This window comes from Klebsiella sp. HMSC16A12, assembly GCF_001808265.1.
GTDB classification, from domain to species: domain Bacteria; phylum Pseudomonadota; class Gammaproteobacteria; order Enterobacterales; family Enterobacteriaceae; genus Klebsiella; species Klebsiella pneumoniae.
Map to the genome: position 1 here is coordinate 89,669 of NZ_KV792547.1, position 12,147 is coordinate 101,815.

At 57.9% G+C, this 12,147-nt stretch carries 11 protein-coding genes; 4 read left to right on the forward strand and 7 right to left on the reverse strand.

Going from position 1 to position 12,147, the window contains the following annotated elements:
• Window positions 1-26: 26 nt before the first annotated feature.
• Window positions 27-770, forward strand: coding sequence for a carboxy-S-adenosyl-L-methionine synthase CmoA (cmoA, locus tag HMPREF3140_RS05705; protein ID WP_004175417.1), 744 nt, complete (start codon window positions 27-29; stop codon window positions 768-770).
• Window positions 767-1,771, forward strand: coding sequence for a tRNA 5-methoxyuridine(34)/uridine 5-oxyacetic acid(34) synthase CmoB (gene cmoB / locus HMPREF3140_RS05710; RefSeq protein ID WP_004151451.1), 1,005 nt, complete (start codon window positions 767-769; stop codon window positions 1,769-1,771). Before cmoA ends, cmoB begins: the two co-directional genes overlap by 4 nt.
• Before the next feature lie 81 nt (window positions 1,772-1,852).
• Here cmoB and cutC read toward each other — a convergent pair whose 3' ends face one another.
• Together cutC and HMPREF3140_RS05720 are read right to left on the reverse strand one after the other, a co-directional pair.
• Window positions 1,853-2,596: a copper homeostasis protein CutC gene (gene cutC, locus HMPREF3140_RS05715; RefSeq protein ID WP_032411874.1), complete on the reverse strand. Its 744-nt coding sequence runs from the start codon at window positions 2,594-2,596 to the stop codon at window positions 1,853-1,855.
• Window positions 2,597-2,672: 76 nt separating this feature from the next.
• Window positions 2,673-3,242 (reverse strand): VOC family protein, encoded by a 570-nt coding sequence (locus HMPREF3140_RS05720; protein ID WP_004145569.1) that lies wholly within the window; start codon window positions 3,240-3,242, stop codon window positions 2,673-2,675.
• Window positions 3,243-3,477: 235 nt separating this feature from the next.
• On the opposite strand from HMPREF3140_RS05720, the gene argS reads away from it, so the two are divergent.
• A complete protein-coding gene (gene argS, locus HMPREF3140_RS05725; RefSeq protein WP_032411878.1) occupies window positions 3,478-5,211 on the forward strand; it encodes an arginine--tRNA ligase in 1,734 nt (577 codons plus the stop codon).
• A 61-nt stretch (window positions 5,212-5,272) separates the two neighbouring features.
• Here argS and HMPREF3140_RS05730 read toward each other — a convergent pair whose 3' ends face one another.
• Complete coding sequence (locus tag HMPREF3140_RS05730; RefSeq protein WP_002911497.1) at window positions 5,273-6,412, reverse strand: beta-galactosidase BglB; 1,140 nt, start codon at window positions 6,410-6,412, stop codon at window positions 5,273-5,275.
• Between the two features lie 4 nt (window positions 6,413-6,416).
• Window positions 6,417-8,000: an MFS transporter gene (locus HMPREF3140_RS05735; RefSeq protein ID WP_002911499.1), complete on the reverse strand. Its 1,584-nt coding sequence runs from the start codon at window positions 7,998-8,000 to the stop codon at window positions 6,417-6,419.
• A 352-nt stretch (window positions 8,001-8,352) separates the two neighbouring features.
• Between HMPREF3140_RS05735 and uspC the strand changes: the two genes are divergently transcribed.
• Entirely contained in the window at window positions 8,353-8,781 is a 429-nt protein-coding gene (gene uspC / locus HMPREF3140_RS05740) for a universal stress protein UspC (RefSeq protein WP_002911500.1), read from the forward strand.
• 23 nt (window positions 8,782-8,804) lie between these two features.
• On the opposite strand, the gene otsA is transcribed toward uspC, so the two are convergent.
• The 3 genes from otsA to araH form a co-directional block, all read right to left on the reverse strand.
• Window positions 8,805-10,229 carry an alpha,alpha-trehalose-phosphate synthase gene (gene otsA, locus HMPREF3140_RS05745; RefSeq protein WP_004175414.1) on the reverse strand — a complete coding sequence of 475 codons (1,425 nt, stop codon included), beginning with the start codon at window positions 10,227-10,229 and terminating at the stop codon, window positions 8,805-8,807.
• Window positions 10,204-10,992 (reverse strand): trehalose-phosphatase, encoded by a 789-nt coding sequence (gene otsB, locus HMPREF3140_RS05750; RefSeq protein WP_002911505.1) that lies wholly within the window; start codon window positions 10,990-10,992, stop codon window positions 10,204-10,206. Before otsB ends, otsA begins: the two co-directional genes overlap by 26 nt.
• 161 nt (window positions 10,993-11,153) lie before the next feature.
• The gene (araH, locus tag HMPREF3140_RS05755; protein WP_002911507.1) at window positions 11,154-12,134 is read right to left on the reverse strand and encodes an L-arabinose ABC transporter permease AraH; all 981 of its coding nucleotides are present in this window, start codon (window positions 12,132-12,134) and stop codon (window positions 11,154-11,156) included.
• Between the last annotated feature and the right edge of the window lie 13 nt (window positions 12,135-12,147).

Below are 12,147 nucleotides of genomic sequence, written 5' to 3' on the forward strand. Positions count from 1 at the left end.
GTTTTCGTTTTTTCGGGTTTAACGTTATGTCTCACCGCGATACGCTTTTTTCCGCGCCGATTGCCAGCCTCGGCGACTGGACCTTTGATGAACGGGTTGCTGAAGTCTTCCCCGATATGATCCAGCGTTCTGTGCCCGGCTACTCCAATATCATCTCGATGATCGGCATGCTGGCCGAGCGCTTCGTTCAGCCCAACACTCAGGTTTACGATCTTGGCTGTTCGCTGGGCGCCGCCACCCTCTCCGTGCGCCGCAATATTAGCCATCCGGACTGTCGCATTATCGCCATCGATAACTCGCCCGCGATGGTGGAGCGCTGCCGTCGCCATATTGACGCTTATAAAGCGCCGACGCCGGTCGAAGTGATTGAAGGGGATATCCGCGACGTGACCATTGAAAACGCCTCGCTGGTGATCCTGAACTTTACTATTCAGTTCCTTGAGCCGGGCGATCGCCAGGCGATCCTCAATAAAGTCTATCAGGGGCTGAATCCGGGCGGCGCGCTGGTGCTCTCGGAAAAATTCAGCTTCGAAGACGCCCACGTTGGCGAACTGTTGTTCAATATGCATCATGACTTTAAGCGCGCCAACGGCTACAGCGAACTGGAGATCAGCCAGAAACGCAGCATGCTGGAAAATGTGATGCTGACGGACTCCGTCGAAACCCATAAAGCCCGCCTGCGTCAGGCTGGGTTTGAACATGCCGAACTGTGGTTCCAGTGCTTTAACTTTGGCTCGCTGGTGGCTGTTAAAGCCGGGGAGCAGGCATGATCGACTTCAGTAACTTCTATCAGCTGATCGCCAAAAGCCCGCTGTCTCACTGGCTGGAGACGCTGCCTGCCCAGGTAGCCGCCTGGCAGCGCGATGCCCTGCACGGCAAGTTTCGTGAATGGGAGCGCGCCGTAGAATTTCTGCCGGAGTTAACGCCCTGGCGTCTGGATCTTCTGCACAGCGTCACCGCCGAGAGCGAAACGCCGCTCAGCGAAGGCCATCAGCGGCGGATCGAAAATCTGCTTAAAAACCTGATGCCGTGGCGCAAAGGCCCTTATTCGCTGTACGGCATCAATATCGATACCGAATGGCGATCCGACTGGAAATGGGAGCGCGTTCTGCCGCACCTGTCCGATCTCACTGGCCGGACTATCCTCGACGTGGGCTGCGGCAGCGGCTATCACATGTGGCGGATGATCGGCGCCGGCGCACATCTGGCGGTCGGTATCGATCCCACCCAGCTGTTCCTGTGCCAGTTTGAAGCGGTGCGTAAGCTGCTCGGTAACGACCAGCGGGCGCATTTGCTGCCGCTGGGCATCGAGCAGCTGCCGGCGCTGGAGGCCTTCGACACCGTGTTCTCGATGGGGGTGCTCTACCACCGCCGCTCGCCGCTGGACCATCTGTGGCAGCTGAAAGATCAGCTGGCGCCAGGGGGCGAGCTGGTGCTGGAGACGCTGGTGGTTGAAGGAGATGAAAATACGGTGCTGGTACCGGGCGACCGCTATGCGCAAATGCGCAACGTCTATTTTATCCCCTCGGCGGCGGCCCTGAAAATGTGGCTGGAGAAGTGCGGGTTTATTGACGTGCGCATCGTCGACGCCTGCGTCACCTCGACAGAGGAGCAGCGACGCACCGAATGGATGACGACCGAATCGCTGGCCGATTTCCTCGACCCACAGGATCAGCGCAAAACGGTGGAAGGCTATCCGGCGCCATTACGAGCTGTGATCATTGCCACCAAACCGGAAACCCAGCAGTCGCTGGCGAAAAAAGCGAGATAAAAAAAGGCCCCTGTTTAATGGGCAGGGGCCTGGTACGGGCAATCATCATATTGGGCGACATGATGTGCAGCAAAAAACCGTTTAACTTCTCCAGGCGGAGATAATCCTTTTCATCTCCGCCACCGCTGCGCCATTCACGGCGTAGCGTCTGTATTCATCGGCATCGGGATCGGCTGACATCGAAACGCCCGGATGACGAAAGCGCATTTCCGACGGCAACCAGTGGCCAGCCGAGCTATGGACCTCTTTCACCCCCGCCTGCAGAAACAGCGACAGGTTCGCGGCGCGGACTCCCGCACCGGCCATAATGATTGGAGTATCCCCTGCGGCAATAAGTTCCGTAATTAATGAAATACCTTTCTCCGCCGAGGATTGCTGACCGGAAGTCAGGATACGTTTGACCCCCAGCTCACCCAGCGTTTTCCAGGCCTGACGCGGGTCAGCGCACAGATCGAACGCGCGATGAAAGGTCACCGCCAGCGGCCCCGCCGCGGCCATTATTTTTTTCATCCGCGGGATATCGACCTGGCCATCAGCATCCAGCACGCCGGTCACCAGCCCGGGAAAGCCCAGATCCCGCACCATGCGAATATCGTTAAGCATCGCGGCGAACTCTTCCTCGGTGTAGCAGAAATCGCCGCCGCGCGGGCGAACGATCGGATGCACCGGGAGAGTAATCGCCTCGCGGGCCGAGACCAGCACCCCATAAGAGGGGGTTAATCCCCCTTCCTGCGGCGCGGCGCAGAGCTCAATACGATCGGCGCCGCAGCGCTCAGCCTCCCGGGCGCACGCCATGCTGTAGCAACACACTTCCAGTACCGCCATTCCTCTCTCCCTGATCCAGACAACCTTTGCAGCATGTCACAATTTCACGCGGCAGACGCCGCGCGGCTTCACACTGTTACGTATCGGCTTGCTCGCTGGCGACGATTTGTTCAATAGACCACGGATGAAATTTGACCGTCACGCTGCCGTCGGTCACCGCCAGGGTAGGATTCGGCAGGCGCTCATGCTCCCCTTTCGGCGAGCTGGTTTTGACCACGATCCCCGGCTGGCTGAGTCCGTCATCGGCCAGCAGCGCCAGAGCGCGGGCATTTAAGGTTGCCGGATCGCCGGGCAGGACGATTTCGATATGCTCCCAGCCTTCATGGGGATAACGCTTTTCACCCGGCCACGGCAGCTCAACGATATGGAAGCGCCAGTGCGCCACGCAGACCGGCTCCGCCAGTTTGAACAGGCAAATGGGCCGGCCGTTGATCATATTCTCCGACAGCAGGGTGCCGCACTGCTCCAGACCGCGGCGCCAGCGTTCCGCAGTGGTATTCTGATGACAGCGCAGGGAGATATGGTCGGCGTCGAGCCCGGCGATCTCCAGTCCCAGTCGCGCAGTGAAGCGCTCAAGCGCATCGGAAAATCGCGGGAGATCCGCCGTAATATCGGCCAGTTGTTCATTTTGCTGCCAGTTTGCCATGGGTTTACTCGTCAATAATGCTCGTCAGTAATGAAAAGGTAATTTACCGTGTTTCGGCCTGCGGACCAACCGCCGCCCCGCTGATGGGCAACTGACCGGCGATGGATTGCGCACGCCGGCGCGCCGCGCGCAATGCTGACGGACGGGGACAAATGCAGTATACTCCCGCCCTAATTTGTCCACATTATGGCGCCGCCTCCCTCGGGGGCAGGCGCATTACACGTAAGGTATTCCGGTGAATATTCAGGCTCTTCTCTCAGAAAAAGTCAGCCAGGCCCTGATCGCGGCAGGCGCGCCTGCCGATTGCGAACCCCAGGTCCGCCAGTCAGCAAAAGTTCAGTTCGGCGACTATCAGGCCAACGGCGTGATGGCTGTCGCCAAAAAGCTGGGTATGGCGCCGCGACAACTTGCAGAGCAGGTACTGTCTCATCTTGACCTCAACGGCATTGCCAACAAGGTTGAAATCGCCGGGCCGGGCTTTATCAATATTTTCCTCGACCCCGCGTTTCTGGCGGACAACGTCAACCGCGCGCTGCAGTCTGAGCGCCTGGGCGTCACGAAACCGCAGGCGCAGACTATCGTCGTCGACTACTCGGCACCCAACGTAGCGAAAGAGATGCACGTCGGCCATCTGCGTTCGACCATCATTGGCGATGCTTCAGTCCGTACCCTGGAGTTCCTGGGTCATAAGGTGATTCGCGCCAACCACGTCGGCGACTGGGGCACCCAGTTCGGGATGCTGATCGCGTATCTGGAAAAACAGCAGCAGGAAAACGCCGGCGAAATGGCCCTGGCCGACCTCGAAGGTTTCTATCGCGAAGCGAAAAAGCACTATGACGAAGACGAAGCCTTCGCCGAGCGCGCGCGCAGCTACGTGGTTAAGCTGCAGGGTGGTGATGAGTACTTCCTGCAGATGTGGTGTAAGCTGGTCGACATCACCATGTCGCAAAACCAGATCACCTACGATCGCCTGAATGTGACCCTGACCCGCGATGACGTGATGGGTGAGAGCCTGTACAACCCGATGCTGCCGGGGATCGTCGCCGATCTGAAAGCCAAAGGGCTGGCGGTTGAGAGCGAAGGCGCTACCGTGGTCTTCCTTGATGAGTACAAAAACAAGGAAGGCGAACCGATGGGCGTCATCATCCAGAAAAAGGATGGCGGCTATCTCTATACCACCACCGATATCGCCTGTGCGAAGTATCGCTATGAAACGCTGCACGCCGACCGCGTGCTCTACTACATCGACTCTCGTCAGCACCAGCACCTGATGCAGGCGTGGACCATCGTGCGCAAGGCAGGCTACGTGCCGGACTCCGTGCCGCTGGAGCACCATATGTTCGGTATGATGCTGGGGAAAGACGGCAAGCCGTTTAAAACCCGCGCCGGCGGTACCGTGAAGCTGGCGGATCTGCTGGACGAAGCGCTGGAGCGCGCCCGTCGCCTGGTGGCCGAGAAGAACCCGGATATGTCGGCTGACGAGCTGGAAAATCTGGCGAAAGTGGTGGGTATCGGCGCGGTTAAATATGCCGACCTGTCGAAAAACCGCACCACCGACTACGTCTTCGACTGGGATAATATGCTGGCGTTCGAAGGCAACACCGCGCCGTATATGCAGTATGCCTATACCCGCGTGCTCTCCGTGTTCCGCAAAGCCGGCATCGACGAAAACGCGATGATCGACGCGCCGGTGGTCATCGCCGAAGATCGCGAAGCTCAGCTGGCCGCGCGCCTGCTGCAGTTTGAAGAGACCCTCTCCGTGGTCGCTCGCGAAGGGACGCCGCACGTGATGTGCGCCTACCTCTACGATCTGGCGGGCCTGTTCTCCGGCTTCTACGAGCACTGCCCGATCCTCAGCGCGGAAAGCGAAGAGACCCGCAACAGCCGTCTGAAGCTGGCGCTGCTCACGGCGAAAACCCTCAAGCTGGGTCTCGATACCCTCGGTATCGAAACCGTCGAGCGTATGTAACAAGCAACCCGGCGAAAGCCGGGTTAGTTTTATTCGGCGCCTCGCCAGCGGGGCGCCCTGCTCAGAAGTACTTGCGTAGATACTCCGTCAGACAAAGGATCGCCATCGCCTGACCGTAGGGCATCGAGGTAAGCGGGATCTGGCGATAAAAGTCGAGGTCTGACCCCATCCCGGTGCCAAATGAGGTCTGCAGCAGCTCCCCCTGCGGCGAAATATTCTGCACAATCCCGCGAATCGCTTTTTCAGCCACCCCGGCGTAGTGCTGCCCGACGTAACGCTTGCGCACCGCTTTGAGAATGCCGTAGGCAAAGCCGGCGGTCGCCGAGGCCTCAAGATAAGAGTGCGGGTCGTCCAGCAAGGTATGCCACAGGCCGCTGTCGTCCTGGCATTCTGCTAAGGCGGCAATCTGTGCGTCGAGGACTGTAATCAGATAGCGCCGTACCGCATTCCCCTCGGGGAGATCCACCAGTTCCAGAAAATCCGGGATCACCATGGTGAGCCAGCTGTTGCCCCGCGCCCAACGCGCCCGGGCAAAGTTATGCCGCCCCTCATAGTTCCAGCCGTGAAACCACAGCCCGGTCTCCCGGTCCATCAGGTTCTGCACATGGAGCAGGAACTGGTAGGTTGCCTCCTCCACATACTGGGGGCGGTTAAGCAGCTTGCCAATTTTGGCTAACGGCAACACGGTCATCATCAGCGTGTCATCCCACATTTGCTGATGGTTCTCCTCCGCCAGAGTCATGTGCTGCATACCGCCCTGCTCGGTGCGCGGCATCTCGTGCATCGCCCACTCCGCCCAGCTCTCCAGCCACGGCAGATACGCCATACGGCCGGTCTCTTCAAAGCGGTAAGCCAGGGTCAGAAACGGGGCCATAGTATTGACGTTTTTGGTCGTTGCTCCCTCGGCGAAGCGGTCGGCAAACCAGCGATCGATGATATCACGCATCTCGATATCGCCGGTTTGCTGGTAATACTGATAGATGCCGTACAGCCCAACGCCGTGGGTCCACTCCCAGCCGGCCCAGCCTTTGGTATCGATCACGCGCCCGTCATCCAGGCGTAGTAAAAATTGCCCGCTCTCATCCTTAATATTCACCAGGTTTTGTGTCACGTTGCGGATCAGCGCCTGCAGTTCGCTGCGGGCGATAAAACGCTCAGGCTGACGCAGTAATGGGCTATGTTTGACCGGCCAAACTTTCATGTTGTTAACCTCGGGTATATGTCGAATTCAAAGCGCCGCCCTTAATGAGCGCCGGGGCAGCAGGTTTATGACGATTCAGATAGCCAATATTGTTATTGCCCCACAGACAGTCGTAAGGCATCCCCGCCAGCAGCTCGACCACCGCGCGGTGTTCCGCACTGGTCTGTTCCGACTGAGCGTAGCCGAGCTCGCGCATTCTGAGGGTCTCGCTGCGCAGGACGCTGTGGGTGTGCAGGTTGAGCTTGAAGCGCAGCGAGACGAGGAAGCCGCAGGCTAACACCACCAGAGTGCCGACGCTGAGGATCAGCAGAATGGTATGGCTGACCCCTTCAGGCTGTATTTTTTGCCCGGAAACAAACCCCGACAACTGCATAATGATCCCCACCAGCATCACCGCCCCCGCCTGCGAGGCTTTGCGGGTCAGGGTCATGATGCCGGCAAAAATCCCCTCCCGGCGCTGGCCGGTGATCGCTTCGTCGACGTCGGCAATATAGGTGTAGGTATTCCACGGTACGTAATTTATCCCGCCGCGTCCCAGTCCGGCGACAGCAGAGATGAGCAGCAATAAGGAATAGACGTCGCTCAGTCCGGCGTAATAGAGCAGCGCGTAGGAGAGTGAGCTCAGGCCAAACAAGACCACCACCATGCGGTACGACGGCGCGGGGCCAAAACGAATGCACAGCGGGATCATGGCGATTACCGCAATAAACTGGAAGATGGCCATCGTCCCCAGCAGGTTCGAGGCGACGGCGGCTTCCTGCATCAGAACAAAGACCACGTAATAGGTAAACACGGCATTGAAGACGTCCTGGGCGATATAGCCCCCCAGATACATGCCGAGGTGCTGGCGGAAAATTTTTATCCGCAGCGTAGAACTCAGCTCAATCACCAGGCGATTGAGGCTCTGAGCAAGGGTTAAGTTTTGTTTTTCCGCTTCCGCCCGCAGGGCCGCTTCCGACCACGCCTCCCGCGGTCGTTCCCAGGTGAAACACCAGACCAGAGTCAGCATCACCGCGCACAGCACCGAGAACACCAGACTGGCATAGAAGAACGAGCTGGCATTATCTTTGCCGAGCCAGGAGAGAAGGATCCCCGGCAGGAAGGAGGCTAAAATCGCCGACATCTGCGCCATCGAAATGCGCGCGCCGGAGAATTTGGTTTTCTGTTTAAAGTCATCGGTCATCTCCGGCACCAGCGTCTCATAGGGCACCAGAATCATGGTATAGACCATATCAAACAGCAGATAGGTCGCCAGGTAGTACCAGAAGCCCATCTCGCCGACCCACATCGCTGAATAGCTGAATACGCAGGGGATGCCGAGCAGAATAAAGAATTTTCTGCGGCCGAAGCGCTTACCAAGCCAGGTGGTGCCAAAGTTATCGGTGAGAAAGCCCATCAGCGGGCTTACCACCGCGTCCAGCACGCGGGCGGCAGCAAAAATAAGCGTGGCCTCAATCGGGGTCAGTCCGCAAAAGGTCGTGTAAAAGTAGAGCAGCCATGCGGCGGTTAACGCCGTCGTGCCGGCGCCGAGAAAATCGCCCGCGCCGTAGGCCAGATAGTTAGCCAGTCCAATTTTTCGTGTTTTCATCGCCGTGATCCTGTGTCTTTTTTTAAAAGAACGCCGACAATCGTTCCGGATTTGCCACCGGAAGGGAGTGGGTACCTGGCTACACTAAAAGCTGTGAAAGGAGGTTACCTTTGTACTTTTGCCACGGAACAGTCGCCGGTGGCAAAATGACAAAGAGATGACGTCCCCACTTCACTCATTTATAAAACAGCATTTCTTTTTAATCAAAAGACAGGTTCATTGATGTGATCTGGTTGGAAGGTCGCCGACTAACGAACAGGCTCGCAAATCCCGGGATCGGCCCTTGCGCAGTCGGGGAAACAGGAGTAAAGAATGGAAGAAAGGGTTATTCCGCGTATCTCAAGGAGGCCAGATGCCTTATACCCATCTGCTGGTTGCCGTCGCACCAACGCCGGAGAGTCAGGTATTAATTAAAAAAGCGGTGTCGATAGCCCGCCCCGTTAACGCGAAAGTGAGCTTAATCACTCTCGCTACGGATCCGGAGCTGTATAACCAGTTCGCCGCACCGATGATGGAAAATCTGCGCGAAGTGATGCAGGAAGAGACGCGGGAGTTTCTCAATGAGCTGGCTCGCCACGCGGACTACCCAATAGAAAGAATGACCATCGCCTGCGGCGAGCTAGGCCATCATATTAAGGACTTCTGCCGCTCGCACCGTGTTGATCTGGTGATCTGCGGCAATCACAACCATTCCCTCTTCTCACGCGCCACCTGCTCGGCGAAAAGTATCGTCGGCAGCTGCGGCGTTGATGTCCTGTTGGTTTCCCTTGAAAAGGGCTAACGCCGGTTAGCCCTTTTCCTGAACTAGGCCAGTTTAGGGAAGGTGGCTATCTTCCCCCGCAGACGGCTCTCCTCGCTGCGCGGTGAAATATGCTGCAGATCCTCGACAAAGCGCGCCTGCCAGTTATGAATATCATTTTCTCTGATCACGTCCAGCATCGCTGAATGACGGGCGATACGTTCCGCCAGCGGCATGCTGAGCGCGCGATCCAGCGCGGCGGCAACCTCGTCGCGATCGTAAGGATTGACGATCAGGGCGCTGGTCAGCTCCTGCGCCGCCCCGGCAAACTGCGACAGGACCAGTACGCCAGGGTTATCCGGATCCTGCGCCGCGACGTACTCCTTCGCCACAAGGTTCATACCATCGCGTAGCGGAGTCACCAGCCCGACGTCAGAGTAGCGGAAGACCTTCATCAGCAGCTTACGATCAAAATGCTGGTTCAGATAGTAGAGCGGTGTCCAGCCAAGCTGACCAAACTGTCCGTTGATGCGTCCGGCTGCGGTTTCCAGCTGGTGGCGGATATCCTGATAGGCCTGCACATCGCCGCGGGAGGTCGGCGCGATCTGGGTATAACGGATTTTGCCGTGGTGCTGAGGGTACTTCTCGAGCAGCGTCTCGTAGGCGAGGAATCGCTCCGGCAACCCTTTCGAATAGTCAAGACGCTCCACGGAGAAGATATTCTTCACATTTTTCAGCTCGTTCTTCAGCTGGGCCAGCTTCGGCGGCAGCGGACCTTTAGCGTTGCGCGTAATTTCGTCCGGATCGATCCCTATCGGATAAACCTCGGTACTGAACGCCTTACCCCATGCCTGATAGCGTTTATCGCCGAGGTCGGATAGGCGAGTCTGCATAGCAATGCTGTCGAGAAAAGCGGTTCTGTCGCTTTCGGTCTGGAAGCCCAGCAGATCGTAATCGCACAGTTGCTCCAGCAGCTCAGCGTGCGGCGGCAGAGCGTTAAAAATCTCCGGCGTCGGGAACGGAATATGTAAGAAAAACCCGATGCGATTGTTCACCCCGCGCTTGCGCAGCTCGCTGGCGAAGGGCAGAAGATGGTAATCATGGATCCACAGCGTATCGTCTGGCTCAATCAGCGGCAGAAGCTTGTCCGCCAGCATGGCGTTAACCCGCAGATATCCCTCCCAGGCTTCGCGCTGAAAGCTGACCAGATCAAGGCGATAGTGGAAAGCCGGCCACAGCACGGCGTTAGAGAACTGGTTGTAGTATTCATCATGGTCCCGTTCATTAAGGTTGAACGACGCCCATGAAATATTCCCGCGGGAGACCTGCTTGAGCGGCTGCTGGTCATCGCCAATCTCGCCGCTCCAGCCAAACCACAGACCCCCCGCCGCTCTCAGTGCCCCCAGGATGCCGACGGCCAGACCGCCAGCGCTCGATTTTTTATCGTCCGGTAAGGCGATACGGTTAGAGACTACGACTAAACGACTCATGGTCATCCCTCCTTTCGGTTTGCGCGTCATACGCCAGATGTTGCAACCACGTCCTTACAGCGGCGGCATCCGCCAACCGCCAATGCGCCTGAGTTTCCCCGGCGCCAACTTTTACCGACATTCCCTGCAGTTGATTAACGACGCTGAATCCCGCCTCGTCGGTCAAATCATCGCCGACAAAAACCGGTTCGCGGCCGGCGAATGGCGCCTCCTGCATGAACGCGGTAATCGCCTCCCCTTTGTTGACGCCGCGGGGTTTAATCTCCACCACGCACTTGCCAAGCTGTAACGCCAGCAGCGGATAGCGCTGAACAATCCGCTGCGCCAGCTCCAGCACGGCGCTCTGCTGCTGCGGGGCCTGGCGATAGTGGAGCGCGAAAGCCATCTCTTTACTCTCCAGCTCACATCCCGGGAGCGCTTCCAGCGCCGACGTCAGCTCAGCCGCGATCTCATCGCGCAGCGCTGTCGGCAGAGAGACGATGTAGGTTTTACCATTGATATCACGGCGCTCGGCCCCGTGAACGCCGGCCAGCGGTAGCCGCCAGGGATGGGTTAGCGCGTCAAGTTCAGCCATTGAGCGCCCTGAAATCAATGCCACCGCGCCCCCCTGCTGCTGGGCCAGCGCATTGAGCGCCTGCAGCGTGCTGTCGGGTATTACCACCTGATCGGGGTGCGGCTGGATATCGGCAAGAGTACCGTCGAGGTCAAAGAAAAAAGCGTAGTTTCCGGTTAGCGCAGGCGGTACAGATATCTGGTTATCCACCCTGTTTCCTCCTTATCATGGCCAGCCGAAGCTGGTTGTTAATTATATGTGAGCCATGTAAGTATAGACAGTGTGACCAACCTCGCCATTTTTGATAGTTACCGCCAGCGAAACGGGCGCTGGCGGCAATTACTCTGTAAACTAAAAAGTTGGGTTAAAATTCAGGCCGCACGTTTGGCTTTTTGTTTGTAGCGGTCGAAGATCACCGCCGCCAGCAGGATCACCCCGCGCACGACGTATTGTGAGAATGGCGAGATATTCAGCAGGTTCATCGCATTTTCCACGGTTCCGAGGATCAGGATCCCGGCCACCACGTAGGAGATCTTGCCGATCCCGCCCTTCAGCGACACCCCGCCCAGCACGCAGGCCGAAATAACAATCAGCTCATAGCCAATCGAGGTCATCGGCTGGCCGCTGGTCATGCGCGACGCCAGAATGATCCCCGCTGCGGCCGATACCAGACCGGAGAGCACAAAGATAATAATCTTGGTGCGCACCACCGGGACGCCGGCCAGGCGCGCCGCCTCTTCATTGCCGCCAATAGCCAGCGTATTACGGCCAAAGGTGGTTTTGTTTAGTAATAATCCGAAAACCACCAGGCAGGCGACGGTCAGCCAGATCGGCGCCGGCAAACCAAACCAATTGGCATAGCCGAGGGTGAAGAAACGTTCATCTTCGATCCCCACCGCTTTGCCGTCGGAGATAATATAGGCCAGGCCGCGGACAATCTGCATGGTGGCCAGCGTGGTGATCAGCGCGTTGATCTTAAGGCGCGCAATGACAAAGCCGTTAACCAGGCCACTAAGCGCCCCCAGCAACAGGCCTGCGGCGATCCCCAGCCACAGGCTTTCGCTGAGATTAATCACCACCGCGGTGGTGACCCCGGCGCAGGCGATAACCGACGCCACCGACAGGTCAAAATCGCCGGAGGCCAGGCAAAACAGCATGCCGCAGGCCACCATCCCGGACATCGAGATCGCCAGCCCCAGCCCTTTCATATTGACGAATGAAGCAAAGTTGGGCACAAAAATCACACAGCCGATAAACAGCACCGCAAACACCACCAGCATGCCAAACTGATCCCAGATGCGGGCAAAGCTAAAGGTTGAGCGGGTAGCCCCGGACGTAGTCACTGATGACATCATTTACTCCTTA

Coding starts and splice junctions, on each gene's coding strand:
- cmoA (WP_004175417.1), top strand. CDS start 27: ATGTCTCACCGCGATACGCTTTTTTCCGCGCCGATTGCCAGCCTCGGC.
- cmoB (WP_004151451.1), top strand. CDS start 767: ATGATCGACTTCAGTAACTTCTATCAGCTGATCGCCAAAAGCCCGCTG.
- cutC (WP_032411874.1), bottom strand. CDS start 2,596: ATGGCGGTACTGGAAGTGTGTTGCTACAGCATGGCGTGCGCCCGGGAG.
- HMPREF3140_RS05720 (WP_004145569.1), bottom strand. CDS start 3,242: ATGGCAAACTGGCAGCAAAATGAACAACTGGCCGATATTACGGCGGAT.
- HMPREF3140_RS05730 (WP_002911497.1), bottom strand. CDS start 6,412: ATGAAAGTTTGGCCGGTCAAACATAGCCCATTACTGCGTCAGCCTGAG.
- HMPREF3140_RS05735 (WP_002911499.1), bottom strand. CDS start 8,000: ATGAAAACACGAAAAATTGGACTGGCTAACTATCTGGCCTACGGCGCG.
- uspC (WP_002911500.1), top strand. CDS start 8,353: ATGCCTTATACCCATCTGCTGGTTGCCGTCGCACCAACGCCGGAGAGT.
- otsA (WP_004175414.1), bottom strand. CDS start 10,229: ATGAGTCGTTTAGTCGTAGTCTCTAACCGTATCGCCTTACCGGACGAT.
- araH (WP_002911507.1), bottom strand. CDS start 12,134: ATGTCATCAGTGACTACGTCCGGGGCTACCCGCTCAACCTTTAGCTTT.